Source organism: Marinobacter bohaiensis (assembly GCF_003258515.1).
GTDB classification, from domain to species: Bacteria; Pseudomonadota; Gammaproteobacteria; order Pseudomonadales; family Oleiphilaceae; genus Marinobacter_A; species Marinobacter_A bohaiensis.
Genome location: NZ_QGEH01000004.1, coordinates 163,810 through 190,754, shown reverse-complemented (window position 1 = coordinate 190,754; position 26,945 = coordinate 163,810). Strand labels below are relative to the sequence as shown.

The 26,945-nt window shown below is 61.0% G+C and carries 21 protein-coding genes and 1 tRNA gene; 20 read left to right on the top strand and 2 right to left on the bottom strand.

The window, feature by feature from the left end; all coding sequences use genetic code 11:
- Nucleotides 1-42: 42 nt before the first annotated feature.
- From DKK67_RS17505 to DKK67_RS17495, 3 genes are all read left to right on the top strand, one after another.
- Nucleotides 43-2,427, top strand: coding sequence for an efflux RND transporter permease subunit (locus DKK67_RS17505; protein WP_111497803.1), 2,385 nt, complete (start codon nucleotides 43-45; stop codon nucleotides 2,425-2,427).
- Nucleotides 2,428-2,614: 187 nt separating this feature from the next.
- Nucleotides 2,615-3,598, top strand: coding sequence for a TAXI family TRAP transporter solute-binding subunit (locus tag DKK67_RS17500; protein ID WP_111497802.1), 984 nt, complete (start codon nucleotides 2,615-2,617; stop codon nucleotides 3,596-3,598).
- Nucleotides 3,599-3,761: 163 nt separating this feature from the next.
- Complete coding sequence (locus tag DKK67_RS17495; RefSeq protein WP_228160690.1) at nucleotides 3,762-6,323, top strand: TRAP transporter permease; 2,562 nt, start codon at nucleotides 3,762-3,764, stop codon at nucleotides 6,321-6,323.
- A gap of 95 nt (nucleotides 6,324-6,418) precedes the next feature.
- Here DKK67_RS17495 and DKK67_RS17490 read toward each other — a convergent pair whose 3' ends face one another.
- Nucleotides 6,419-7,165 (bottom strand): ParA family protein, encoded by a 747-nt coding sequence (locus DKK67_RS17490; protein WP_111497800.1) that lies wholly within the window; start codon nucleotides 7,163-7,165, stop codon nucleotides 6,419-6,421.
- 189 nt (nucleotides 7,166-7,354) lie between these two features.
- Between DKK67_RS17490 and thrS the strand changes: the two genes are divergently transcribed.
- The 17 genes from thrS (at nucleotide 7,355) to DKK67_RS17405 (ending at nucleotide 25,227) form a co-directional block, all read left to right on the top strand.
- Nucleotides 7,355-9,280, top strand: coding sequence for a threonine--tRNA ligase (gene thrS / locus DKK67_RS17485; RefSeq protein ID WP_111497799.1), 1,926 nt, complete (start codon nucleotides 7,355-7,357; stop codon nucleotides 9,278-9,280).
- Complete coding sequence (infC, locus tag DKK67_RS17480; RefSeq protein WP_111497798.1) at nucleotides 9,277-9,819, top strand: translation initiation factor IF-3; 543 nt, start codon at nucleotides 9,277-9,279, stop codon at nucleotides 9,817-9,819. The genes thrS and infC overlap by 4 nt, the downstream gene beginning before the upstream one ends.
- A gap of 96 nt (nucleotides 9,820-9,915) precedes the next feature.
- A complete protein-coding gene (gene rpmI / locus DKK67_RS17475) occupies nucleotides 9,916-10,107 on the top strand; it encodes a 50S ribosomal protein L35 (protein ID WP_111497797.1) in 192 nt (63 codons plus the stop codon).
- A 27-nt stretch (nucleotides 10,108-10,134) separates the two neighbouring features.
- Complete coding sequence (gene rplT, locus DKK67_RS17470) at nucleotides 10,135-10,491, top strand: 50S ribosomal protein L20 (protein ID WP_111497796.1); 357 nt, start codon at nucleotides 10,135-10,137, stop codon at nucleotides 10,489-10,491.
- Nucleotides 10,492-10,745: 254 nt separating this feature from the next.
- Nucleotides 10,746-11,744 carry a phenylalanine--tRNA ligase subunit alpha gene (pheS, locus tag DKK67_RS17465; RefSeq protein ID WP_111497795.1) on the top strand — a complete coding sequence of 333 codons (999 nt, stop codon included), beginning with the start codon at nucleotides 10,746-10,748 and terminating at the stop codon, nucleotides 11,742-11,744.
- 53 nt (nucleotides 11,745-11,797) lie between these two features.
- Nucleotides 11,798-14,173 (top strand): phenylalanine--tRNA ligase subunit beta, encoded by a 2,376-nt coding sequence (pheT, locus tag DKK67_RS17460; protein ID WP_111497794.1) that lies wholly within the window; start codon nucleotides 11,798-11,800, stop codon nucleotides 14,171-14,173.
- A 3-nt stretch (nucleotides 14,174-14,176) separates the two neighbouring features.
- Nucleotides 14,177-14,479 (top strand): integration host factor subunit alpha, encoded by a 303-nt coding sequence (gene ihfA, locus DKK67_RS17455; RefSeq protein WP_111497793.1) that lies wholly within the window; start codon nucleotides 14,177-14,179, stop codon nucleotides 14,477-14,479.
- Nucleotides 14,460-14,825: a MerR family transcriptional regulator gene (locus tag DKK67_RS17450; protein ID WP_111497792.1), complete on the top strand. Its 366-nt coding sequence runs from the start codon at nucleotides 14,460-14,462 to the stop codon at nucleotides 14,823-14,825. Before ihfA ends, DKK67_RS17450 begins: the two co-directional genes overlap by 20 nt.
- A 121-nt stretch (nucleotides 14,826-14,946) precedes the next feature.
- Nucleotides 14,947-15,023, top strand: a tRNA-Pro gene (locus DKK67_RS17445).
- A gap of 202 nt (nucleotides 15,024-15,225) precedes the next feature.
- Entirely contained in the window at nucleotides 15,226-15,942 is a 717-nt protein-coding gene (locus DKK67_RS17440; protein ID WP_111497791.1) for a response regulator, read from the top strand.
- Entirely contained in the window at nucleotides 15,929-17,389 is a 1,461-nt protein-coding gene (locus DKK67_RS17435; RefSeq protein ID WP_111497790.1) for an ATP-binding protein, read from the top strand. Before DKK67_RS17440 ends, DKK67_RS17435 begins: the two co-directional genes overlap by 14 nt.
- A gap of 144 nt (nucleotides 17,390-17,533) precedes the next feature.
- The gene (locus DKK67_RS17430; protein WP_111497789.1) at nucleotides 17,534-18,784 is read left to right on the top strand and encodes an ABC transporter substrate-binding protein; all 1,251 of its coding nucleotides are present in this window, start codon (nucleotides 17,534-17,536) and stop codon (nucleotides 18,782-18,784) included.
- Between the two features lie 74 nt (nucleotides 18,785-18,858).
- Entirely contained in the window at nucleotides 18,859-19,788 is a 930-nt protein-coding gene (locus DKK67_RS17425) for a carbohydrate ABC transporter permease (RefSeq protein WP_111497788.1), read from the top strand.
- The gene (locus DKK67_RS17420; RefSeq protein WP_111497787.1) at nucleotides 19,781-20,650 is read left to right on the top strand and encodes a carbohydrate ABC transporter permease; all 870 of its coding nucleotides are present in this window, start codon (nucleotides 19,781-19,783) and stop codon (nucleotides 20,648-20,650) included. Before DKK67_RS17425 ends, DKK67_RS17420 begins: the two co-directional genes overlap by 8 nt.
- Before the next feature lie 9 nt (nucleotides 20,651-20,659).
- Complete coding sequence (locus DKK67_RS17415) at nucleotides 20,660-21,775, top strand: ABC transporter ATP-binding protein (RefSeq protein ID WP_111497786.1); 1,116 nt, start codon at nucleotides 20,660-20,662, stop codon at nucleotides 21,773-21,775.
- Nucleotides 21,776-21,918: 143 nt separating this feature from the next.
- Nucleotides 21,919-23,160: an ATP-grasp domain-containing protein gene (locus DKK67_RS17410; RefSeq protein ID WP_111497785.1), complete on the top strand. Its 1,242-nt coding sequence runs from the start codon at nucleotides 21,919-21,921 to the stop codon at nucleotides 23,158-23,160.
- A gap of 33 nt (nucleotides 23,161-23,193) precedes the next feature.
- Nucleotides 23,194-25,227, top strand: a complete 2,034-nt coding sequence (locus DKK67_RS17405; RefSeq protein ID WP_111497784.1) for a hypothetical protein — start codon at nucleotides 23,194-23,196, stop codon at nucleotides 25,225-25,227.
- Between the two features lie 23 nt (nucleotides 25,228-25,250).
- Here the strand turns inward: DKK67_RS17405 and DKK67_RS17400 are convergent, their stop codons facing one another.
- The gene (locus DKK67_RS17400; RefSeq protein ID WP_111497783.1) at nucleotides 25,251-26,894 is read right to left on the bottom strand and encodes an FMN-binding glutamate synthase family protein; all 1,644 of its coding nucleotides are present in this window, start codon (nucleotides 26,892-26,894) and stop codon (nucleotides 25,251-25,253) included.
- Between the last annotated feature and the right edge of the window lie 51 nt (nucleotides 26,895-26,945).

The following is a 26,945-nucleotide window of genomic DNA, read 5'->3' as shown; positions in this document are numbered from 1 at the left end:
CCGCCGCGACAAGAAAGACAAGATTTCCAAGAGGGTCATTGAATGTCCAACCCCAAACACGACCGAGGCGATCACTACTTCACCTCGCCGAACGCCGAACCGTTCCTGGAGCGGCTGATTTTCAATAACCGGGCGATCATCCTGATTGCCTTCCTGTTCCTGACGCTTTTCCTGGGCTACAACGCCGTCAAGATCGAGCCGGACGCCAGCTTCGAGCGGATGATTCCCCTGGAGCATCCCTACATCGTCAACATGCTCGAACACCGGGATGATCTGGAAAACCTGGGCAACTTCGTGCGGATTGCGGTGGAGGTGAAGGATGGCGACATCTTTACCGAATCCTACATGGACACGCTCAAGCAGATCACCGACGAGGTGTTCTTCCTGCCGGGCGTGGACCGTTCCGGTCTCAAGTCCGTATGGACGCCCAATGTGCGCTGGGTCGAGGTGACCGAGCAGGGCTTCCAGGGCGGCACGGTGATCCCGGACAACTACGACGGCACCCGCGCCAGTCTGGAACAGCTGCGTCAGAACATCCTGCGCTCCAACGAAGTAGGGCGCCTGATTTCCGATAACTTCAAGTCCACCATCGTGTACGCGCCGCTTTACGAGACCAACCCGGACACCGGCGAGGCGCTGGACTATGCGGCGTTTTCCCGTCAGTTGGAAGAGAAGATCCGGCAGAAGTACGAAGAGCAGAACCCCAATATCGAGATCCACATTGTCGGCTTCGCCAAGAAAGTCGGTGACCTGATCGAGGGTATCGGTGCGATTGCCTGGTTTGCCGGCATCACCATTGCCCTGACCACGCTGTTGCTGTTCTGGTACTCGCGCTGCATCGCCGGCACCTTGGTACCGGTGTTCGCCTCAATCGTGGCGGTGTTCTGGCAGTTGGGTCTGCTGCGCCTGCTGGGTTACGGCCTGGATCCTTACTCGGTGCTGGTGCCATTCCTGGTGTTCGCCATCGGCATCAGTCACGGGGTGCAGGTGGTCAACGCCATGGCCATCGAGGCGGCCAAGGGCTTCGATCCGCTGACCTCCGCGCGCCTGGCTTTCCGGGCGTTGTACATCCCCGGCATGCTGGCGCTGGTGTCCGACGCCTTCGGCTTCCTGACGCTGCTGTTCATCCAGGTGGACGTGATCCGCGACCTGGCGGTGGCGGCCGGTATCGGTGTGGCGATCATCATCGTTACCAACCTGGTCCTGCACCCGCTGATCATGTCCTACATCGGCATCACCAAGGGGGGCGTCAATCACGTCCAGCGTCATGGCGAGAAGGAAGACCGCAAGTGGCGCCTGATGTCGTACTTCTCCCATCCCGGCGTGGCGCCCATCTCGCTGCTGATCGCGGTGCTGGGCCTGGGCGTGGGTTTCTACTTCAAGCAGGACCTGAAAGTCGGCGACCTGGACCAGGGCGCGCCGGAGCTGCGGGCCGATTCCCGCTATAACCTGGACAACAAGTACATCATCGACAACTACTCCACCAGCGCCGATATCCTGGTGGTGATGGTGGAAACCCAGAAGGAGCAGTGCACCCAGTACGAAGTGCTCAGTGCCATGGACCGTCTGCAGTGGGAGCTGCAGAACACGCCGGGCGTGCAGTCATCGGTGTCCCTGGCGGACGTCTCCAAGGTGGTCACCAAGGCGCTCAACGAAGGCAACTGGAAGTGGTATGAGATCTCCCGCAACCAGACCATCATCAACGCGTCGATTCGTGAGGCGCCGAGCGGCCTGATCAACACCGACTGCAGCCTGACACCGGTGCTGGTGTTCCTGGAAGATCATAAGGCCGAGACCCTGCGCACCGCCGTCAGCGTGGTGGAGGACTTCGCCGCCGAACACAGCAACGAGGTGCACAACTTCAAGCTGGCCGCCGGGAACGCCGGTGTCGAGGCGGCCACCAACGAGGTGATCTCCAAGGCCAAGAATCTGATGCTGCTGTTCGTCTACGGCGTGGTCAGCGTGCTGTGCTTCCTGACCTTCCGCTCGATCCGCGCGGTGCTCTGTATCGTTGTGCCGCTGGGCCTGACGTCGGTGCTGTGCGAGGCGATCATGGCGGCCTCGGGCATCGGTATCAAGGTGGCCACGCTGCCGGTCATCGCGCTGGGTGTGGGGATTGGTGTGGACTACGGCATCTATATCTACACCAAGCTTGAGAAGTTCATCCTTGAAGGCAAGTCGCTGCAGGAGGCCTATTACGAAACCCTGCGCTCCACCGGCAAGGCGGTGATCTTCACCGGTGTAACCCTGGGCCTGGGTGTGGTCACCTGGATCTTCTCGCCCATCAAGTTCCAGGCGGATATGGGCCTGCTGCTGTTCTTCATGTTCCTGTGGAATATGGTGGGCGCCATCTGGCTGCTGCCGGCGCTGGCGCGCTTCCTGTTGCGTCCGGAGAAGATGCGGGCCAGGGCAGAAGCGGCCAGGTAGGCTGGTGTGTCCGATCAAAAGCCCGCTTTGCGGGCTTTTTTTGTTTTTGGGTCATGTATTTAGCTAGAATGCTTCGCTTTATTTCATAGGCACCTTGGTCTATGTTCTAAAATGAGTAAGTAAACGCGGGATATGCAATGTTCGCAGTCCCGGAACGAGTGACATAAAAAAGAAGGGAACGATGACAATGGCACTTCGACACAAGCTATCCACTTTTGCGCTGGCAACCGCAGTCGGGCTGGGCGCCGCCTCTGCACAGGTTTCCGCCGCAGAGCAGCAGTTTGTAACCATCGGCACCGGTGGCGTGACCGGCGTGTACTACCCGGCCGGCGGTGCGATCTGCCGACTGGTGAACAAGGATCGCAAGGAACACGGCATCCGTTGTTCGGTGGAGAGTACTGGCGGGTCCATCTACAACCTCAACGCCATTCGCCAGGGCGAGCTGGACCTGGCCGTCGCCCAATCCGATTGGCAGTATCACGCCTATAACGGCACCAGCGAATTCGAGAAAGACGGCCCCAACAAGAAGCTGCGCGCTGTCTTCTCCCTGCACCCTGAGCCGTTCACCGTCGTGGCTCGCAAGGACGCCGGCATCGAGAACTTCGCGGACCTCAAGGGCAAGCGCGTGAGCGTAGGCAACCCCGGTTCCGGCCAGCGCGCCACCGCGGAAGTTCTGATGGAAGAGATGGGCTGGGACATGGACGCCTACTCCCTGGCCGCCGAACTGAAGGCCGCCGAGCAGTCCCAGGCGCTGTGCGACAACAAGATCGATGCCTTCTTCTACACAGTCGGTCACCCGTCCGGCGCCATCAAGGAAGCCACTACTTCCTGTGACAGCGTGCTGGTCAACGTAGACAACGACGCCACCGCCAAGCTGGTTGAAGAAAACCCGTACTACCGCGTAGCCGACATCCCGGGCGGCATGTACCGCGGTAACCCGGAAGACACCACCACCTTCGGTGTGGCGGCGACTTTCGTGACCTCCGCGGACGTTCCGGAAGATGTGGTTTACGAAGTGGTCAAGGCCGTCTTCGAGAACTTTGACAGCTTCAAACGCCTGCATCCGGCCTTCGAGAACCTGAAGAAGGAAGAAATGGTGTCTGACGCCCTGAGTGCGCCTCTGCATCCGGGCGCGGTCAAGTACTACAAAGAAGCGGGCCTGATGGAGTAATACCGGTCGGGCAGGGCGTGTTCCTGCCCCCGATTATTCCTACTGGTTGGATTGCGGCTGCCCCTTTTGTCAGCAACTGAGGGGGCAGCCGTTTTGGTACATCCCTCCTGAAAGGTCGTTTTTAATGGCGAATCAAGAGAAGAAGTCCTCGACGGACAGCCCGATGCAGCTGTCTGATACCGAAGCGGTTATGCAGACTGAAACCGGCGGTCGCGCCGCCACTGGCGTGTCAGGCGCCATTCTGTTCCTGGTGCCGGTGGCCTGGGCGCTATTCCAGTTATGGATCGCCTCGCCGCTGCCCTTTATCCTTGAAACGGGCATTTTCAACTCCACCGAAGCCCGCTCTATACACCTGGCGTTCGCCATTTTCCTCGCGTTTGCGGCCTTCCCCATGATCAAGGGGCGGACGCTCAATTATGTCCCGGTATATGACTGGGTCCTGGCCGCGCTGGCTGCGTTTGCGGCTGCCTATATCTATCTGTTCTACGATCAGCTGGCGTCGCGCCCCGGTGCGCCCAATCTGCAGGACATGATCGTCGCCCTGGGTGGCCTGGTTCTGCTGCTGGAAGCCACGCGTCGCGCGCTGGGCCTGCCGCTGACCATCGTTGCCGCGGTGTTCATCGTCTATTCCCTGGCCGGCCCCTACATGCCGGACGTGATCTCTCACAAGGGCGCGAGCCTCGAAAAGCTGGCTTCGCATCAGTGGCTGGGTACCGAGGGTGTCTTCGGTGTCGCGCTGGGTGTTTCGACGAGTTTCGTGTTCCTGTTCGTGCTGTTTGGTGCGCTTCTCGAGCGTGCTGGCGCGGGTAACTATTTCATCAAGGTGTCGTATGCGCTGCTGGGCCACATGCGTGGCGGTCCGGCGAAGGCAGCGGTGGTTTCCAGTGGCCTGAGCGGGGTGATTTCCGGCTCGTCCATTGCCAACGTGGTGACCACCGGTACCTTCACCATTCCGCTGATGAAGCGTGTCGGTTTCCCGGCCAGCAAGTCCGGTGCCGTGGAAGTAGCGGCTTCCACCAACGGTCAGCTGACGCCGCCGATCATGGGCGCCGCAGCCTTCCTGATGGTGGAGTATGTGGGCATCTCCTATCTGGAAGTGATCAAGCACGCGATCCTGCCGGCGTTGATCTCCTACGTGGCCCTGATTTATATCGTGCACCTGGAAGCCTGCAAGCTGAAGATGAAAGGCATTGAGCGCGTCGATCGCCCGACCCTGGCCCAGCGCATGTTGAACTGGGTGGTGCTGCTGATCGGCCTGTGCGTGCTGACGTTTGCGGTCTACTACGGTGTGGGCTGGATCAAGGGCTATGTGGGCGACTACGCCGGCTGGGTGCTGTCGGTCCTGCTGGCGGTGATCTATGTCCTGCTGGTGGCCTATTCGGCGCGCTTCCCGTCGCTGGAAGAAGATGACGGCAACTCGGCCATGGACACCTTGCCGCCGGTGGGGCCGACCGTAAAAACCGGTCTCTACTTCCTGCTGCCGGTGGTGGTGCTGGTCTGGTGTCTGACCGTTGAGCGTCTGTCGCCGCAGTTGTCCGCGTTCTGGGCGACGCTGTTCATGATCTTTATCGTGATCACCCAGCGCCCGCTGTTGCACTTCTTCCGCCATCAGGCGGGTAGCCTGGTGGAATCAGTCAAGGAGGGCTTCGGCGACCTGCTGCACTCCCTGGCGACCGGCGGCCGCAACATGGTGGGCATCGGCGTGGCCACGGCGACCGCGGGCATCGTGGTCGGTACGGTGACCCTGACCGGGATCGGCCTGGTGATGACCGAGTTCGTGGAGTTCATCTCAGGCGGCAACCTGCTGCTGATGCTGATCTTCACCGCGCTGATCAGCCTGATCCTGGGCATGGGCCTGCCCACCACCGCCAACTACATCGTGGTGTCCACGCTGATGGCGCCGGTGATCGTGACCCTGGGGGCCCAGAACGGGCTGATCGTACCGCTGATTGCGGTGCACCTGTTCGTGTTCTATTTCGGCATCCTCGCGGACGACACGCCGCCGGTGGGGCTGGCGGCCTACGCGGCGGCGGCCATATCCGGCGCCGACCCGATCAAGACCGGTATCCAGGGTTTCACCTACGATATCCGCACGGCCATCCTGCCGTTCATGTTCATCTTCAATACCCAGCTGCTGTTGATTGGGCTGACCGGCTGGTTTGACCTGCTGGTGACCGTCGCCAGTGCGGTAACGGCGATGCTGGTGTTTTCGGCCGCCACCCAGGGCTTCTGGTTCACCAAGAGCCGGATCTGGGAAACCCTGGCGCTGCTGCTGATTACCTTTACCCTGTTCCGGCCCGGGTTCTGGTGGGATATGGTCTATCCGCCCACCGAACTGCGCCCGGGTGTGGAAATCATGGACCACGTCGATGAGATTCCGCCGGGTGAGAACATGGTGATCAAGGCGTCGGGCATGACCATCGACGGCACCGAAAAGTCGACGTTCATCAACCTGAACTTGCCGGAGGGCGATACCCCCGAGGCGCGCCTGATGGAAGCGGGCCTGGAGCTGCGTCCCGATGGCGACAGGATGGTGGTGGATTTCGTCACCTTCGGCAGTGCGGCGGAGAACGCAGGGCTGTCCTTCGACTGGACCATCGATGCGGTGCAGGCGCACCTTGAGCGTCCGCCGAAGGAGCTGATGTTCATTCCGGCGCTGCTGGTGCTGGCCTTCATCGCCTGGGTCCAGATCCGGCGACGTAACCGCGAAGGCGTTGAGGTCTGACGCGCCCGACCGGCCAATGAAAAGCCCCGCGAATGCGGGGCTTTTTTATTGATGGCTCGAGTCCGGTCTGGTTAACGGATCAACCAGACGGGACACTAGAGACGACTGATCTTGCGAATTTCCTTCCAGAGCATGTCGTAAGCCAGTGCCGCCGGTGAGCGACTGCGAATACGGGCCACCGGGCAGCGGTTTTCGCCCATCTTCTCGACGTCGCTGGCGTAGGGTATAAACGAGCGCATTCGGTTCTTGAGTGCCTGGGGCGGAGCGTTCAGCATCTCCAGGTGCACTTTCTTGCGGCGGTCGACCAGCGACAGGAAGGGATGCAGTTTGGCTGTCTTGATCTTCTTTTCCCGGGCGAAGTGCAGGAGTTGCTCCCAGCTGTTCATCGACAGCCAGGAGGGAATGATCGGTACGAACACCTGGTCCGCGGTCGCCAGTACCTGCTCGGCCAGTTTCGACAGGGACGGCGGGCAGTCGAGGACCACCAGGCCATAGTCTTCCGACAGCGGCTTGAGCCAGTCCTTGAGCATATGGTCGTTGCCGTCTTTCTCCAGGCGCAGGTCCAGGTTGCGGAAGCTCGGGTGCGCCGGGATCAGGTCCAGCTTGTCGTAGGCGGTTGGGCGGATCATCCGGCCCACCGGCGTCTTGCCCTTGACCAGCTTGGCGGCTTTTTCGCCCACCAGATCGGGCGTTTCGCCCAGATACCAGCTGGCCGCGCCCTGCGCGTCCAGGTCCCAGAGCAGGGTGGGGATACCGTGCCCGGCGGCCAGATAAGCAATGTTGACCGCAGCTGCGGTTTTGCCGACGCCGCCTTTGAGATTGTGAAAGGCGATGATGCGCAAGAGGGTCTCTCCGTGGCCAGTTGATTGATCCGCTAAATGGCCACCATTGTGCACCGCAACGTCGCGTTTTGCATGACATGTTGCAAAAGCGGCTGATAGAATGCGGCGCAATAACGAACCGCGACTCGTAACGCGGTTCAATTCAACCATGTGGTCTCTCGTAAGGATCACCGCTGATGGGAGTTTTCCATGCCTGTTATCACTCTGCCTGACGGCAGTCACCGTAGTTTTTCCCAATCCGTTTCCGTGCACGACGTCGCCGCCGATATCGGTGCGGGCCTGGCCAAGGCCGCGCTTGCCGGTCGGGTCAATGGCAAGCTCGTGGACACCAGCTATGAAATCGACCAGGACGTCGAACTGGCCATCGTGACCGACCGCGACGAAGAGGGCGTCGACATTATCCGCCACTCCACGGCGCACCTGATGGCCATGGCCGTCAAGGACCTGTTCCCGTCCGCCCAGGTGACGATTGGCCCGGTGATCGATAACGGCTTCTATTACGACTTCAAGTTCGACCGCCCGTTCACCAACGAAGACCTCGCCCGCATCGAAAAGCGGATGGAAGAGCTGTCCAAGCAGGACTTCAAGGTTTCCCGCTCGGTTCTGTCCCGCGAGGAAGCGGTCAAGCTGTTCGATGAGATGGGTGAGGAGTACAAGGTTCGCATCATCGAGGACATTCCCGGTGATGAAGACCTGTCTTTCTATCAGCAGGGTGATTTCATCGACCTGTGCCGCGGCCCGCACGTGCCCAACACCGGCAAGCTCAAGGCGTTCAAACTGACCAAGGTGGCCGGCGCCTACTGGCGCGGTGACACCGGAAACGAGCAGTTGCAGCGTATCTATGGCACCGCCTGGGGCAACAAGAAGGACCTCAAGGCGTACCTGCACCGGCTGGAAGAGGCCGAGAAGCGCGATCACCGCAAGATCGGCAAGAAGCTGGATCTGTTCCACATGCAGGAAGAAGCGCCGGGCATGGTGTTCTGGCACGCCGACGGCTGGTCGATCTACCAGGAAATCGAGCAGTACATGCGCGACAAGCTGCGTCGCCACGGCTATCAGGAAATCAAGACCCCGCAGGTGGTGTCACGCACCCTGTGGGAGCAGTCGGGCCACTGGGACAAGTTTGGCGATGACATGTTCACCACCGAGTCCGAGAAGCACGATTTTGCCATCAAGCCGATGAACTGCCCGTGCCACATCCAGGTCTTTAACCAGGGGCTGAAGAGCTACAAGGACCTGCCGCTGCGGCTGGCCGAGTTCGGCTCCTGCCACCGCAACGAGGCTTCCGGCGCGCTGCACGGGCTGATGCGGGTGCGCGGCTTCACCCAGGACGACGCCCACATCTTCTGCGAGGAAGAGGCGATCCAGGAGGAAGTCTCCAAGTTCATGGATCTGCTGCATGAGGTTTATACCGATTTCGGCTTCACCGAGATTCTGTATAAACTGTCCACCCGTCCGGAGAAACGCGTCGGTTCCGACGAAATCTGGGACAAGGCCGAGGCCGCCCTGGAAGAAGCGCTCAACCGCGAAGGCGTGGACTGGGAACTGTTGCCGGGCGAGGGCGCCTTCTACGGGCCGAAGATCGAGTTCTCCCTGAAGGACTGTATCGGCCGGGTCTGGCAGTGCGGCACCGTGCAGGTGGATTTCTCCATGCCGGGTCGTCTGGGCGCACAGTATGTCGCGGACAATTCCGAGCGCCGTACGCCGGTGATGCTGCACCGGGCGGTATTGGGTTCCTTCGAGCGTTTCATCGGCATCCTGATCGAGGAATACGAAGGTTCCTTCCCCACCTGGCTGGCACCGACCCAGGTGGCGATCATGAATATCACGGACAATCAGCGGGATTATTGCGAGGAAGTCGCAAAAACCCTTGAAAATTCCGGGTATCGGGCGCATGCCGACTTGAGAAACGAAAAAATCGGCTTTAAAATTCGCGAGCACACTCTCAATAAAGTACCCTACCTCGCGGTTATCGGTGATAAAGAGGTTGAAGCCGGGGCCGTTGCCGTGCGTAATCGCAAGGGCGACGACCTGGGTACGATGTCGCTGGACGAGTTCCGGGCCCTGCTGGCCGAGGACGTGTCCCGCAAAGGCAGAAATCAAACGGAGAACTGATTATTAAACAGCGAACGAATCGGGGACGGGCTCCCAAGGCGCCCATCAACGGGAATATAGAAGCCACAGAAGTACGTCTGATTGCTGCGGACGGTGAACAGGTGGGCATCGTGTCCATCGAAGACGCCCTGAAAGCGGCAGAAGAAGCTTCTCTGGATCTGGTTCAGGTTACGAATTCCGATCCGGTCGTCTGTAAGATTATGGACTACGGCAAGAAGGTCTTCGAAGAGAAGAAGGCCAAGGCCGCTGCGAAGAAAAAGCAGAAACAGGTCCAGGTGAAAGAAGTGAAATTCCGACCCGGCACGGAAGAAGGGGATTATCAGGTCAAGCTACGCAACCTGATACGTTTCCTTGAGAACGGGGACCGGGGCAAGATCACCATCCGCTTCCGCGGTCGTGAGATGGCACACCAGGAAATTGGTATGAAGCTCATGAATCGTGTGGAAGCGGATATCGAGGAACTTGCCCAGGTTGAGCAACGGCCGAAAATGGAAGGCCGGCAAATGACGATGGTCGTTGCGCCCCGAAAGAAAAAGTGATGCTCCATTGAGTCGCCTGTCCCCCGTCACAGTGCGGGGGATTTGTCGTTCAGGGCACACTGTTTATTGCAATCATAAAATGCGGAGTTTTAGAAAATGCCCAAGATGAAAACCAAGAGCGGGGCCACCAAGCGGTTCAAGCGTACCGCCAACGGCTTCAAGCACAAGCAGTCCTTCACGAGTCACATCCTGACCAAGAAGAGCCCGAAGCGTAAGCGTCAACTGCGCGCTACCAAGCAGGTAGCCAAGGCTGACGTTGCATCCATCAAGCGTATGATCGCGCTTTAATTCAGGTTCAGAAGGAAGGATTAGAGAATGGCTCGTGTAAAGCGTGGTGTCGTCGCTCGTCGTCGTCACAAGAAGATCATGAAGCAGGCCAAGGGTTACTACGGTGCCCGTAGCCGCGTCTATCGTGTTGCCAAACAGGCGGTCATCAAGGCGGGTCAGTACGCCTACCGTGACCGTCGTAACCGTAAGCGCCAGTTCCGTGCGCTGTGGATCGCGCGTATCAACGCCGGTGCCCGCGCCAACGGCCTGTCCTACAGCCGTCTGATCGCTGGCCTGAAGAAGGCCAACGTTGAGATCGATCGTAAGGTCCTGGCGGACCTGGCGATGAACGAGCAACAAGCGTTCAGTGCCGTCGTTGAAAAAGCCAAGGCTGCGCTCGCGTAAGCTCTTTCATCGATTGCATATCGGTTGGGATGCCGAAAGGTATTCCGAAAGGGGGAAGAGCATGCTCTTCCCCCTTTTTTATTTCAGGGCCTGTAGAATAGGCCCCCGCTGCCAAGGCGCCGCCTGTTTGTCACCCGGCTTGCGGCAGCGTATTCACGAGAGCGCCTGAAAAAGGGCCCGGTCATCGGACCCGGTCATTTTTCAGGGGTGTCTCATCCCAGGCAAAGAAAGCAGTCACATTTGGAGCAGGGTCAATGGAAAACCTGGAGCAACTCGTACAGGACGGCCTGAAGGCGGTCGAGCAGGCGCAGGACCTGCAGGCGCTGGATCAGGTGCGTGTTGATTATCTGGGCAAGAAAGGCGTCTTGACGCAGCAGCTCAAATCCCTCGGTCAGCTGTCGGCGGAAGAGCGTCCGGCGGCGGGCCAGAAGATCAACCAGGCCAAGGTCCAGGTTCAGGATGCCATCAACGCCCGTCGCGAATCCCTGGAAACCGCCGCCATGGACGCGCGTCTGTCGGAAGAGTCCATTGACGTGACCCTGCCTGGCCGGGGCCAGTCCCGGGGCGGTCTGCATCCGGTGACCCGCACCATGCAGCGCATCGAGCAGTTTTTCGCCCAGGCTGGCTACAGCGTCGAGCAGGGGCCGGAGATCGAGGACGACTACCACAACTTCGAGGCGCTCAACATTCCGGGCCACCACCCGGCGCGGGCGATGCACGACACCTTCTACTTCAATCCGGGCACCCTCCTGCGGACCCACACCTCGCCGGTGCAGATCCGTACCATGGAGAACGACAAGCCGCCGTTCCGCATGATCTGTCCGGGGCGGGTCTATCGCTGTGACTCGGACATGACCCACACGCCCATGTTTCACCAGATCGAAGGGCTGCTGGTTGACACCAACGTCAGCTTTGCGGACCTGAAGAGCACGGTGGAGGAGTTCCTGCGGGTGTTCTTCGAAAAGGATCTGGCGGTGCGCTTCCGTCCGTCCTATTTCCCGTTCACCGAGCCGTCCGCCGAAGTGGACATCGAGTGGGGCCGCAATCCGGATGGCTCCATCAAGTGGCTGGAAGTGATGGGCTGCGGCATGGTGCACCCGAAAGTCTTTGAGTATTGCGATATCGATCCGGAAACCTACCGGGGGTTTGCCTTCGGCATGGGCGTCGAGCGGCTGGCCATGCTGCGCTACGGCGTGAACGACCTGCGCATGTTCTTCGAGAACGATCTGCGCTTCCTGCGTCAGTTCCGCTGATCGGCAGGTCAATTGGGTTTCAGGATTAACGGCATCAGGACAAGGCGAAGAGCATGAAATTTAGCGAACAGTGGCTGCGTGAGTGGGTCAACCCGGAAATCGACACCCAGGCTCTGGTGGATCAGATCACCATGGCGGGGCTGGAAGTCGACGAATTTGAACCGGTGGCCGGAGAATTCAGCGGTGTGATCGTGGGCCTCGTGGAATCGGTTGAGCCGCACCCGGATGCGGACAAGCTACGCGTGTGTCAGGTCGCCGGTGGCGAGGAAACCGTCCAGGTGGTGTGTGGCGCGCCCAACGTGCGTCCGGGGCTGAAAGTGCCGTTCGCCACCGTGGGTGCGGTGCTGCCGGGCAACTTCAAGATCAAGAAGGCCAAGCTGCGTGGCCAGCCGTCCAACGGCATGCTGTGTTCCGAGTCCGAACTGCAATTGTCCGACAGCCACGAAGGCCTGATGGAGCTGCCCGAATCCGCCACCGTGGGTGAGGATATTCGCGCCTACCTGGGGCTCGACGATGCCATGATCGACGTCGATCTGACCCCGAACCGCAGCGATTGTCTGTCGATTCGGGGCCTGGCCCGGGAAGTGGGCGTGCTCAATCGCCAGCTTGTTGAAGGCCCGGCCATCGACCCGGTCGAGCCGGTGCACTCCGATGTCATGGACATCCGCGTCGAGGCGCCCGACGGCTGTCCGCGTTACCTGGGCCGGATCATCCGCAACGTCGACCTTAGCGTCGAGACGCCGCTGTGGATGCGCGAACGCCTGCGCCGTTCCGGCATCCGCAGCATCGACGCGGCGGTGGACGTCACCAACTACGTGATGCTGGAGCTGGGCCAGCCGCTGCACGCCTTCGATCGCGAGGATCTCAAGGGCGGTATCGTGGTGCGCTGGGCGGAGCAGGGCGAGAAGCTGGTCCTGCTGGATGGCCAGGAAGTCGAGTTGACGCCGCAGACACTGGTGATCGCCGATCACGAGAAGCCTGTGGCCATCGCCGGCGTGATGGGCGGCGAACACTCCGGCGTTGCCGAAAGCACCCGGGACATCGTTCTGGAAGCCGCCTATTTTGATTCGATCTCCATTGCCGGCAAGGCCCGTCAGTTCGGCCTGCACACTGATGCGTCCCATCGCTTCGAGCGCGGTGTCGACCCGCAACTGACCCGCGATGCCATGGAGCGTGCGACAGCCCTGCTGCTGGAGATCGTCGGTGGGGAAGCGGGTGAGATTGTCGAGGTTCACAGCGAAACCCATCTGCCGAAAGCCCCGGTGATCGAGTTGCGCCAACAGCGCGTCGACGACGTACTGGGTCTGGCCATCGATCGCACCGAGATCGAGGAAATCCTGACCCGTCTGGGGCTGCATGTCGACAAGCTGACCCGCGATGGGTGGATGATCGGCGTGCCCAGCTACCGCCCGGACATTGCCATTGAAGAAGACCTGATCGAGGAAGTCGGCCGCATCTACGGCTACAACAACCTGCCGGTGACTGAGCCGGTAGGTAGCCTGGCCCTGCGCGAGGAAGCCGAGGCGGTGCGTCCGCTGTCCAGCATCCAGTCGCTGCTGGTCGATCGCGGCTACCAGGAGGCGGTGACCTACAGCTTCGTTGACGAAAAAGTGCAGAAGCTGATCGATCCCGGACACGAAGGCATCGCCCTGGCGAATCCGATTTCCAGCGATATGGCGGTGATGCGCACATCCCTGTGGCCGGGCCTGCTGCAGACTGTCGACTACAACCAGAACCGTCAGCAGTCGCGCATTCGGCTGTTCGAAACCGGCCTGCGCTTCGTGCGCCGGAGCGATCAGTCCATTGAACAGGTTCCCATGCTGGCGGGCGTGGTGAACGGTCCTCAGGACCCGGAAAGCTGGGTGAATGGCCGTCGCAAGGTGGATTTCTACGACGTCAAAGGCGATCTGGAAGCGCTTTTTGAACTGCTGGGCATCGAGGTCGAATTCGTCGCCGGCGAGCATCCCGCGCTGCACCCGGGACAGACCGCAGAGCTGCGTCGGGACGGCGAGTTCGTCGGCTGGCTGGGAGCGTTGCACCCACAGGTTCAGAAAAAACTCGACCTGGATGGCACGACTTTCGTGTTTGAGCTATTCTTGAATTCGATCGTTTCCGGTTATGTGCCTAATTTCAAAGAATTTTCAAAATTCCCGGAAGTTCGCCGGGATTTGGCTATCATTATCAGGAACGAATTGACTTACGCTGAGGTTCAGCGCATCGCCCGTGACCAGGCCGGGGAGCACCTGACCGGGGTTCGCGTGTTCGATGTGTTTGAGGGCGAGTCGATCGGTCGTGGGCAGAAGAGTCTGGCTCTGAGCCTGTTCTGGCAGCATCCGGAACGGACGCTGAACGAAGAGGAAATCCAGGGCTGGTTCAACGCGGTGATTGAATCCCTCAAGACTGAGCTGGGAGCAACACTGAGGAGTTAACGGATGTCGGCTTTGACGAAAGCGGAGATGGCAGAGCGTCTTTACGAAGAGCTCGGGCTCAACAAACGCGAAGCCAAGGAAATGGTGGAAGCCTTTTTCGGCGAGATCAGAGACGCACTCAGTCACAATGAGCAGGTGAAGTTGTCGGGATTCGGTAACTTCGACCTGCGGGACAAGAAAGAACGTCCCGGGCGCAACCCGAAGACCGGAGAAGAAATTCCGATCAGCGCGCGGCGGGTAGTTACTTTCCGGCCAGGACAAAAACTAAAACAGAAAGTAGAGGCCTATGCTGGAACCCAGTCATAACAACGAGCTGCCGCCGATTCCTGGCAAGCGCTACTTCACGATTGGTGAAGTGGCCGATCTCTGTAGCGTCAAGGCCCATGTGCTGCGCTACTGGGAGCAGGAGTTCCCGCAACTGTCGCCTGTCAAACGACGCGGCAATCGGCGCTACTACCAGCGGGCTGACGTGTTGACCATCCGCCAGATTCGCAGTCTGCTGTACGATCAGGGCTACACCATCGGTGGCGCCAAGCAGAAGCTCAGCAGTCACGAAATCAAGGACGACACGTCCCAGTACAAGCAGCTCATCCGCCAGATGATCGCGGAACTCGAGGAAGTCCTCGACGTCCTCAACAGCCCAACCGCTTAATATTTGGGGTCCTTTAACGGGCCCTGAAATTTCCCGAATTTTGTGTTTATTTTTCCCGGGAGCTTGTGTAGAATTCGCTCCCGCTAAGCCATTGAACTCACAGTTCAAAAGCTTGCTGTGTCGGGGCGTAGCGCAGCCTGGTAGCGCACCTGTATGGGGTGCAGGTGGTCGCAGGTTCAAATCCTGCCGTCCCGACCAAATCATTCAACAACAGAGCCCGGAGCCGAAAGGTCCGGGCTTTGTTGTTTCTGCGGCCCTCACTTCAGCCCTCCCGTTTTTCAAGTCAGTCTGCTGTCTGGACAGGTCGAACCTGAACGGACATAGTGTTGGACTGCGTTCGGACCCGCTTACCGCGATCCGTGCTCACCACAAAAAGAAACGACACGATTGGCTTTTCCCGATGACAGCAGTCACCCACTCGGTTCTGGTCGTCGACGACGACGAAGACATCTGCGAACTCCTGCAGACCTTTCTTGGCAAGGCGGGCTATCACGTGCGTATGGCCGCCGACGGCGATGCCATGCGCGCGGCGATGGATGAGTGCCTGCCGGATGTGTTGATCCTCGACATCATGCTGCCCGGCGACGACGGGTTCACGCTGTGCCGCTGGGTGCGCGATCACTTCGCGCTGCCCATCATCATGCTCACCGCCAGCTCCGATGAGGCGGACAAGGTGATCGGCCTGGAGCTGGGCGCCGACGACTACATCGCCAAACCCTTCAGCGCGCGCGAACTGCAGGCGCGGATCAAGGCCCTGTTGCGGCGCTCCCAGCTCAGCCAGCAGGGCTTCCGGCGTTACGTGCGTTTTGGCCAGTGGCGGCTGGATTGCCAGACCCACGAGCTCAACGACCAGCACGGCGAGCGGATTGCCTTGTCAGGGGCCGATTTCGCGCTGCTCAAGCTGTTCGTGGATCACGCCAACAGCATCCTTGACCGGGACACCATTGCCGGCGTAACCCGTGGGCGGGAGGCGGATCCGTTGGACCGTGTGGTGGATGTGGCGGTCAGCCGCCTGCGTCATCGCCTGGGGGACAAGGGGCGCGATCCCAAGCTGATCCGGACCGTGCGCGGGGCCGGGTACATGCTCACCGCAACCATCAGTTATGAAAACGAGTAAAGCGCTCGCCTGGCTGGACCGGTACCGCCCACGCTCGCTGCTCACGCGAATGCTGCTGCTGACGCTGCTGGCGGTGCTTTTGGCGCAGGGCATCTCGACGACCTTCTGGTACACCACGTTCCGTGCCCAGGAGAACCAGGGGCTGGTGAACAGCAGCCGTAACCTGGCGTACTCGGCGGCTGCGACCGTGCGCTTCTTCAAGTCCCTGCCACTGGAATACCGGCACATCGTACTGGACCAGCTGCGTAACATGGGGGGGACCCGCTTCTTCGTGTCCCTCAACGAGATGGAAATCCCCCTCAAGGCGCTGCCGGAAACCGATCGCAAGACCCGGGTGGTCCAAGCTGTCAGCGACGTGCTGCACGAGCGGCTGGGCCAGAACCTGCCGATCCGGGTGGAGTTCGTGGCCCAGCAGGATCTGCGCATCCTCAACAGCCAGATGAAGATCACCGACCTGCCGCCGTCCTGGGCCAACTACGCGCTCAACCTGGACCCGATCAACCCGCCGGTGCTGGTGACCCAGATCGAGATCGCACCGCAGGAATGGCTTTACCTGGCGTCGCCGCTGCCGGCCCCCTACGTCTCCCTGGAGGACACGGCACTGCCGCGCCAGCAACTGTTCTTCATCGTCCTGCTGACCATTTTCCTGCTCAGCTTCATCGCCCTGATGGTGCGCTGGCAGACCCGCCCGCTGCGACGTCTGGCGCGGGCCGCGCGGGAGATGCCATTCGACGACGACCGGCCGCCGGTGCCGGAGTGGGGCAGCAGCGAGGTGGTGGATGTGACCCGCGCCTTCAACACGTTCCGCGACCGGATCCGGCGCTACCTGAAAGACCGCGAGCAGCTGTTCACCTCTGTCTCACACGACCTGAAAACGCCGATTACCCGCCTGCGCCTGCGCGCCGAACTGCTCGAAGACGAGACGTTGCAGGCCAAGTTCGAGAAGGACCTGCAGGAGCTCGACCTGCTGGTAAAAAGCGCGTTGCAGTCGGTCAAGGACAACGACATTTACGAGAATATGGAATCGGTCGACGTCATGGCGCTGATCGATCAGGTCACGGAGCCCGCCGCCGGTACGCCGGGTAAAGTCACCATCAACGGCTGCCCGCTGCGCCGATATCGCTGCAAACCGCTGGCTCTGCGCCGCTGCATTGGCAATCTTTTCGATAATGCCCTGAAGTACGGCGAGCGGGTGACCATCCGTATCGAGGACTCCCCGTCGGAGCTGATCCTGCATTTCGAGGACGAGGGGCCGGGCCTGGACCCCGAGCTGCTCAACAAGATCTTCGAGCCGTACTACCGGGCCACGCCCTGCGCCCCGGGGGAAGGTCTGGGCCTGGGGATCGCCCGGGCCATCGCCCACGCCCACGGCGGCGACGTCGAGGCGTCCAACCGTGAGCGGCGCGGTCTGCGACTGAGCCTGTTCCTGCCCCGCAATCCCGAGTGACGCCGGCGTCATCCAATGTATCCATCCTGTTACATTGGCCTTGCACTTTGATACGTCAAGGATTGCGACAGTGCCATAGACTCCAGTGATGTCATAAAAAAATGACATGGATAATCACTCACAAAAACAACAAGGTGCCAACCTATGAAACCGATCAGGCATTTTCTGGCCGCTCTCGGCCTGAGTGTTGCACTGACCCCGGCCCACGCCGGCGAGGTCGAAGTCTTGCACTGGTGGACCTCCGGCGGCGAAGCCAAGGCCATGGGTGTCCTCAAGGAAATGATGGAAGACCAGGGGCATACCTGGAAAGATTTCGCTGTGGCTGGCGGCGGTGGCGAGGCGGCCATGACGGTCCTCAAGACCCGCGCTGTATCCGGCAACCCACCCGCAGCCGCCCAGATCAAGGGGCTGGACATCCAGGAGTGGGCCAAGCTTGGTTTTCTGACCAGCCTGGACGACGTGGCAGAGAAAGCGAACTGGGGCCAGGTTCTGCCGCCGGTGGTCTCCGATACGATGAAATACGAGGGCGACTATGTGGCGGTGCCGGTCAACGTGCATCGCGTCAACTGGCTTTGGGTCAATCCGGACGTGTTCGAGAAGGTCGGCGTGGAGGTGCCCACCACGCTGGATGAGTTCTTCGCCGTGGCCGACAAGCTCAAGGCCGCCGGTGTGATCCCGCTGGCTCATGGTGGTCAGGCCTGGCAGGACGCCACCGTGTTCGAGGCCATCGCCCTGGCCGAGCTGGGTCCCGAGGACTACCGGGCCGCTTTCGTGAATCACGATATGGACGTTCTGTCCGGCCCCAAAATGGTCGAAGCCCTGACCAAGTTCCACAAGATTCGCGATTACATCGACCCGAACGCGGTTGGTCGTGACTGGAACGTCGCTACCCAGATGGTCATCAACGGCGACGCCGCCATGCAGATCATGGGCGACTGGGCCAAAGGCGAGTTCACCGCCGCCGACAAGGTGGCCGGCGAGGACTACCTGTGCGTTCCGGCACCCGGTACCCAGGGCTCCTTCACCTTCAATATCGACTCCCTGGCGATGTTCAAGCTGAGTGACGCGGACAACGAGAAGGCCCAGAAAGACCTGGCCCGGACCATTCTGGAGCCTGAGTTCCAGACCGTCTTCAACAAGGCCAAGGGTTCCATCCCCGTCCGTACCGACATCGACATGTCCGGCTTCGACGACTGCGCGCAGGCCTCCATGGATGCGTTCAAGAAGACTTCCGACACCGGTGGTCTGGTGCCCAGCATGGCGCATGGCATGTCCACCACCAGTGCCGTACAGGGCCAGATCTTCGACGTCGTCACCAACTTCTTCAATCGCGCCGATGCGGACCCGGAAGAAACGGCCGAGCGTCTGGCATCCGCGGTCCAGTCCGCTCTTTGATCCTGTCACTTCATGTCTGAGCGGGTGGGGCCTGGCCCCGCCCGCCAACCGATAACGGTTTAGGAGTTCTCAAGATGGCTCACATCGGTGCGGCGTCCGAGGCGACGCCACAGCGTCCCCGTGTCCGTCTGACCCAGCATTTGCAACACTGGCTTCCCAAACTGGCGCTTGCGCCGACGGCCGTGATGGCGCTGGTGGGTATCTACGGATTCATGATCTGGACCGGCGTGCTGTCGCTGACCGGGTCCACCTTTCTGCCCAGCTACGAGTTCGTGGGCTTTGAACAGTACGCCAAACTGTTCGCCAACGATCGCTGGGTGACAGCCTGCACCAACCTGGTCATTTTTGGTGTGCTGTTCATCGTGTCCTGCCTGGCGATTGGCTGCTTCCTGGCGATCCTGCTGGACCAGCGTATCCGCAACGAAGGCGTGATCCGCACGATCTATCTCTATCCCATGGCCCTGTCGATGATCGTCACCGGTGCGGTCTGGCAGTGGATTCTCAACCCTAGCCTGGGGCTGGAAAAACTGATGCACGACTGGGGCTGGACCAGCTTCAAGTTCGATTGGCTGACCGATCCCGACATGGTGATCTACACCATCGTGATTGCCGCCGTGTGGCAGGCCTCCGGCTTCGTGATGGCGCTGTTCCTGGCGGGACTGCGGGGCATCGACGGCTCCATCATCAACGCCGCCCGGGTGGACGGCGCGAGCCTGCCGCGCATTTATCTGCGCATCGTGCTGCCGGCCATGCGCCCGGTTTTCTTCAGCTCGGTGATGGTGCTGGCGCACATCGCCATCAAGAGCTTCGACCTGGTTACGGCCATGACCGCAGGCGGCCCGGGCTATTCGTCCGACCTGCCGGCCCTGTTCATGTATGCCTTCACTTTCACCCGCGGTCAGATGGGCCTGGGTGCGGCCAGTGCGATGATGATGCTGGCTATGCTGCTCGCCATCCTGGTGCCGTACCTGTATTCGGAACTGAGGGGGCAGCGCAATGGCTAATTCAGTACGCAATTCCCTGAGCACCGGGCGTCTGTTGGTTTACGGTACGCTGTTGCTGGCCTGTATCGCCTACCTGATCCCGGTTTTCATCATGCTGGTGACCAGTTTCAAGACCACCGGCGACATCCGCACCGGCAATCTGATGAGCCTGCCGGAAACCTGGACGCTGGATGCCTGGGCCAAGGCCTGGTCCAGTGCCTGTACCGGCGTCGAGTGTAACGGCGTCCACGGTTTCTTCTGGAACTCCCTGAAGATGGCCGTTCCGGCCGTGATGATCTCCACCTTCCTGGGGGCGATCAACGGCTATGTGTTTTCCAAGTGGCGTTTTCGGGGCTCCGACATCTTCTTCAGCTTGCTGCTTTTCGGCTGCTTTCTGCCGTTCCAGGTGATCCTGCTGCCGATGGCCGGCGTTCTGGGCAAACTGGGACTGGCCAACACCACCCCGGGGCTGGTGCTGGTCCATGTGGTCTACGGCATTGCCTTTACCACACTGTTCTTCCGCAATTTCTATGTGGCCGTCCCGGACGCTCTGATCAAAGCCGCGCGACTGGATGGCGCCGGATTCGTGACCATTTTCGTCAAGATCCTGCTGCCCATGTCCGTACCGACGTTCATGGTGTGTTTCATCTGGCAGTTCACCCAGATCTGGAACGACTTCCTGTTCGGCGTGGTGTTCGCCAGCGGTGACAGCCAGCCGATTACGGTCGGCCTGAACAATCTGGTCAACACCAGCACTGGCGTGAAGGAGTACAACGTGGACATGGCCGCCGCCATGATCGCCGCGCTGCCCACGCTCGTCGTCTACGTGCTGGCCGGCAAGTATTTCATTCGCGGACTGACGTCCGGCGCTGTAAAAGGTTAGAGGTCCACAATGGCACAATTACAACTCAAGGGTATCCGCAAGACCTACGGCAACGCCGCCCAGGAAACCCTGAAAGGTATTGATATCGACATCGATTCCGGTGAATTCCTGATCCTGGTGGGGCCGTCCGGCTGCGGTAAGTCCACGCTGATGAACAGCATTGCCGGTCTGGAAACCGTCACCCAGGGCCACATCATGATCGATGGCAAGGACGTCACCCACGCCGAGCCCAAGGACCGGGACATCGCCATGGTGTTCCAGTCCTACGCGCTGTATCCCACCATGTCGGTGCGTGAGAACATTGCTTTCGGTCTGAAAATCCGTCGCATGCCCAAGGACGAGATCGACGCGGAAGTCCAGCGGGTCGCTACGCTGTTGCAGATCGAGAACCTGCTGGATCGCAAACCGTCGCAACTGTCCGGCGGCCAGCAGCAGCGGGTCGCGATGGGGCGGGCTCTGGCGCGTCGGCCCAAGATCTATCTGTTCGACGAACCCCTGTCGAACCTGGATGCCAAGCTGCGGGTGGAAATGCGCACCGAAATCAAGCGACTGCACCAGCGTCTGGGCACCACCATCGTCTACGTGACCCACGACCAGATCGAGGCCATGACCCTGGCCGACCGCATCGCGGTGATCAAGGACGGCGAACTGCTGCAGCTGGGCACGCCCAAGGAAATCTACGAGCAGCCCTCCTGCCGCTACGTGGCGAGCTTCATCGGCTCTCCGGCGATGAGCTTCATCCCGTTGCTGGTAGAGACCGAAAACGGCCGTCCGGTGGCCAGCCTGCGCAGTGTCGACGGCGATGAAACCCGGGTGCCACTGCCCGAGAAGCTGGCTGAGTACACCGGTCGTGAGATCCATCTGGGGATTCGCCCGGAGCACATCACCCAGCCGCTGGCGCACAAGGCGGACCAGGCGGCGACCACCTCCGGCCGTTTCCGGATCGAGGTTACCGAGCCGACCGGGCCCGATGTGATGGCGTTGATCCGCATGAACGACACCGAGGTGCACTGCCGGCTGGACCCGGATCACACCATCGAAACGGGCGAGCCCGCGGAACTGATGGTGGACCTGAGCCGGGCCATCTATTTCGAGGCCGGCGAGGAGACCCGCATCGACGTCTGAGCCCCGCCTTTTCCGGACCGAAGGCCCGCAGGCGCTCTTCGGTCCGGCTTTCCCTTTCTCGCATGTTTAACCGCTGGTCGATTTTTATCCTCTCGCTCATGGTCTAGGGTTATAGGACGACGATCCGAAAAGGAGGACGAGGTATGTCAGCTGATGCGAATACTTCCTATGATCCGGACAAGGGCTATGTCGCCTTGCTCGGTTGGAGTCTGAATGCGGTCGAGGCTGCGGATCAGTTTGACCGGCGCTATGTCGTGGTGGCGCCGGAATGGGCGGAGAGTTATTGCCAGGAGCACAACATTCCCTATGTGCCCTGGAATTTTGAGCGCCTGAACGATCGCTCCATGGAAATCGCCCAGACCCTCAAGGACATGGGAGTGAATGTGGCCATTCCGCTGTTCGAGGAAACCGTGGAGTGGGCCGGGGCCATCAACGCCGTCCTGTTGGACAAACCGAAACTGTTCGGTCAGGCCATGCTCCTGCGGGACAAGGCCCTGATGAAGCGTCGCGCCCAGCTGGGCGGGATTCGCGTGGGTATCTTCGAGGAAGCCCACGACCGGGACGACGTCATCCGCTTCCTGAAGCGCGTAAACCAGACGCTACTCAAGCTCGACGGCGACCCCAACGACCCGATCCACCTCAAAGCCTTCGACAAGGCCGGCTGCCTGGGGCACCGGGTGATCCGCACGCCGGACGAAGTGGATACCATTCCCGAAGAGGAATTCCCGGTCCTGATGGAATCCCACCTGGATGGCTGGGAATTTGCGGTGGAAGCCTGGATTCACAACGGCAAGATCCGCTTTCTGAATATTTCCGAGTACGTGACCCTGGGCTATTCGGTGTTCGTTCCGGCTTCGCCGGAGCTGGAAAAATACCGGCCCCAGATCCGGGAGCAGATCGAGAAGCTGATCAAAGCCTTCGATATCGAGTTCGGCTTTCTCCACCCGGAGTATTTCGTCACCAACGACAGCGAAATGTACTTTGGCGAGGTGGCCTATCGCCCGCCGGGCTTCAAGGTATTCGAGCTGCTGGAGCGGGTCTATGGCTTCAACGCCTACCAGGGCATGATCCTGGCCTTCGACCCCAAGACCACGGAAGAGGAAATCACCCGTTTCTTCCCCCGCGAAGTGGTCGATGCCTCGGGCTATGCGGGCTGTTTCGGCGTCTATCCGCGCCTGCGCGTAGTGAGCCGGCTGGAGATCCCGGAAGAAACCGAGGACCATCCGTATTACGAGTCCAACGACCTGGCACCGCCGATGCAGGATACCGTGACCAAACGGACCGCATTCGGAACCCACTGGGGGCTGCTCTACTTCAAGGGCGACGATCCCCACAAGCTGCGCGATTTGCTGAAACACCAGGAAGAGCTCGACTTTTACGTGTAGCCTATCGGCATTGCACGATCATGAGGATGTCGCGTGGACTATTCCAACGCCCAACAGGCCGCCCCCGGGAAGCTTGAGGGGCTGCTGGTCAAACTGGATGATGCAGTTGCCCAACTGGCCCGGGCCAAACCCTTTGCCAAGGTGGGTAAGGCGCATCTCGTTTTTGACCTGGCCCGTCGGGTCCTGATGCAGACGGGCGGGTGTGAGGCGATTGAAGAGCGAGCGCAGGAACTGGAGGAGAGCGGCGTTTTCCAGGGAACGGACTGGGCTCACCCCCAGATCCTGATCCCGACGCTGACCTCCCAGTCCCTGCGTAGCCCGTCGGCGGATACGGTCGCGCTCGAAGCGCTCAGTGAATTGCGGTTGCTGGCGGTTGCCACCGGCCGCTACTGCCATCCCTATGTCTCTTCGGAGCAGGCTCACCACTTTCTGGCCCAGGTGCTGGCGATCAACCTGGCGTTGCTGTTTGGCAGCGCCGGGGAGGCTGAGCGTGAAACCCAAGGGCGTCTGGCCGGGGTCTCGCGGGCGCTGGTCCAGCATCTGGCGGACCGGATCGGCTACGAGCATGTCATCGACCAGCTTATCGCCGAGATATGGCGCCTGCTCAATCAACGCCCCATCCAGACCGGGCCCGTCAAACAGATGATCACCCAGATCGCCATCTGCAGCAGCGACCCCGATATCGAACTGGGCGCCAGCGGGCAGGGCGCCTATCGGTTGATCAGCAGTCTGTTCGGGCCGACCGAGGCCAGTCGCGAGGACCCGGGGCTCAACGTCTATCACGAGCGGCTGGCGGCCATGGACCAGCGCGGCTTGCAGGCGGAAGCCATGGGCTGTGCCCGCGCCATGCACGATACCGGGCTGGTGTCCGCCTACCACGCCGAGCTGCTGCGTTTTCTCGTGGATCAGGGCGAGCAGCTGCTGTCGGAGGCTTTGGGGCTGTCGAGCACCGGCCGGGACTGCCTGCTGTGTTACACCGACCTGGTGCACGCGTTGATCCGGGAGGCAGTCACCCCCGAGACGCCGCAGTCGGTCTACGGACTGGCGCTGATGCTGGAACGGGGCATTCTTTACAACCCCGCCATGGGTCCGGCGCTCTGGCGTCAGGTCAACCTGCCTCTGTCTCGGCCGACTCGCGAGCAGCTGGCGCTGGTTTTCGGGGACTCGGCCTCACCGCGTACGCGGCTGCTGGAAGGCGTACTCTGTGTGATGGGAGCCCCGCTGGGCGTGGGGCAGGGTAATAACCCGACCTGTCAGTCGGCGCGGGCTATTTCCATGTGGGCCTACACGGACCCGGATTTCCTGTTGCAGCTGCTGGTCTGGGCCGCCCGCGACGACGAGATCATCATGCATTTCGAGGGCAAACCCGTGTCCTCGGTGGCCAGTGCCGGTGGCGTTGCCCGCGAGCTGCACCTGGACTTGGATGCGGTGTCGCTGATTCTGGTGCCGCACCTCGACCGCCTCTACGGGGAAATGGGGCGCCTGTGCGCGGATCGCGATGGCGACCCGCATCGTTGGATCAACCCTGAATTTCACGGTTGGTGGTGCGGGCGCGGTTTCAGCATCAATGTGGACGTGGCCACCGGTCGGTTGGTCGACCTGGACAATTTCCTGCGACATTTCTACGCCAGCTACCATCCCTTCTACAACGGCAACCAGCCGCTGATCCATCCCCAGCCGGCGGGTATCGCGGTTACCGATAGTGCGTCTCGGTTCATTGGCTGGCACGCCATCACCATCCTGCGTGTGGGGCTCGACCCCGAGCAGACCATGCGGGTGTACTTCTTCAACCCCAACAACGACAGTGCCCAGGACTGGGGCGATGGCATCAAGGTCAGTACTTCCGGGCACGACGAGCGCCACGGCGAGTCGTCGCTGCCGTTCGGAGAGTTCGCGTCACGGCTCTATATCTTCCATTACGATCCACTGGAACACGGCGCGCTGGCGGATGTGCGGCCGGAAGAACTGCAGGCGGTGATGGACCAGGTCCATCGCACCTGGGGGCAGGATCGCCTGCCCGCCGCGGAGTTGCAGGCCGACGAGGGACAATCCTCGACCGGCGAGTGACGATACCCGCCGGACGGGGCGGTTCAGCGCAGCTTGGTTTCGCGTAATTTGCGGATGAATTCCGGCGGCTCGAAGCTGTCCGCCCGGGAGGCGTCCCAGTACTTGGCGAACACGGTGTGTTCGGAAGAGCCCTTGAGCAGTTCGCCGGGCTCCAGGAAGCGGAACAGCTCCATGTAGGTCCGCACTTCGTTCTCGTCCACGCGTCGGATGATGTGCTCCGGCCCCAGCTCCCGCGGGTGCTTGAGCCCGGAGGCGCCCAGCAGGTTGGTCAGTGCCTGCATGGTGTTGCGGTGGAAGTGATAGACCCGCTGGCTCTTGTCCGCCACGTCCAGCTTGCTGCCCCGGCGCGGGTCCTGCGTGGCGACGCCGGAAGGGCACTTGTCACTGTGGCAGCTTTGCGCCTGAATACAGCCCAGGGAAAACATGAAACCGCGGGCCGCGTTGCACCAATCGGCGCCCAGGGCAAGCGTGCGCGCAATGTTGAAGGCCGAGGTGATCTTGCCGGCGGCCCCGATGGCGATTTCCTCGCGCAGATTCGCTCCGACCAGCGCATTGTGGACCAGTTGCAGCGCTTCGGTCATCGGCATGCCCAGGCGGTTGGTGAACTCCAGCGGCGCGGCGCCGGTGCCGCCCTCGCCACCGTCCACGACGATGAAATCCGGACGCTTGCCGCTTTCCAGCATGGCCTTGACCAGGCCGAACCATTCCCACGGATGCCCCAGGGCCAGCTTGAAACCCACCGGTTTGCCGCCGGACAGCTCGCGCAGCCGCTCGATGAAATCCATCAACTCCAGCGGGGTGCTGAAGGCACTGTGCTGGGCCGGGGATTCCACGTCTTCCCAGGGCGTGACGCCCCGGGCCTCGGCGATTTCCGGGGTGACCTTGGGGCCGGGCAGGATGCCGCCATGGCCCGGCTTGGCGCCCTGGGACAGTTTGATCTCGATCATCCGTACCTGGTCACGGGTGGCGTTCCGCACGAACAGCTCTTCGTTGAAGGAGCCGTCCCTGTTGCGGCAGCCGAAGTAACCGGAACCGATCTCCCAGACCAGGTCGCCGCCGTGTTTGGTGTGGTAGCGGGAAATCGAGCCTTCCCCGGTGTCGTGATAGAAATTACCCAGCTTCGCCCCCTGGTTGAGGGACTCGATGGCGTTGGCCGACAGGGAGCCGAAGCTCATGGCGGATATATTGAAGATGCTGGCGCTGTAGGGCTGCTTGCAGTGTTTGCCGATCAGGATACGAAAATCGTTGTCCTTGTGGTCCACCGGCGCCATGGAGTGGCTCATCCATTCGTAGCCTTCGGCGTAGGTGTCGTGCTGGGTGCCGAACGGGCGCTTGTCGAGTACATTCTTGGCGCGCTGGTAGACGATAGCGCGCTGTTCCCGGGAGAAGGGTACCTCCTCGGTATCCCGCTGGATGAAGTACTGGCGGATTTCCGGACCGATCGACTCCAGGAAGTAGCGGAAGTGGGCCAGGATCGGGTAGTTGCGGCTGACCGTGTGGCGGTGCTGGAGCAGGTCGTAGGTGCCCAGGATGGCCAGCAGGCCGAAGATCAGGGGCAGGAAAAAGGTGGACGGATAGAGCCAGGCCAGCGGTAACGTCAGCACCAGTCCAAGCAGCGATATCACATAGGCTGTATAGCGGGCTGGTATGGGCGACGACTTGTGCATGTACGAAAGGCTCCCTGTATTCGCGAATAGACTGTGACGGGCCTGCCGGGG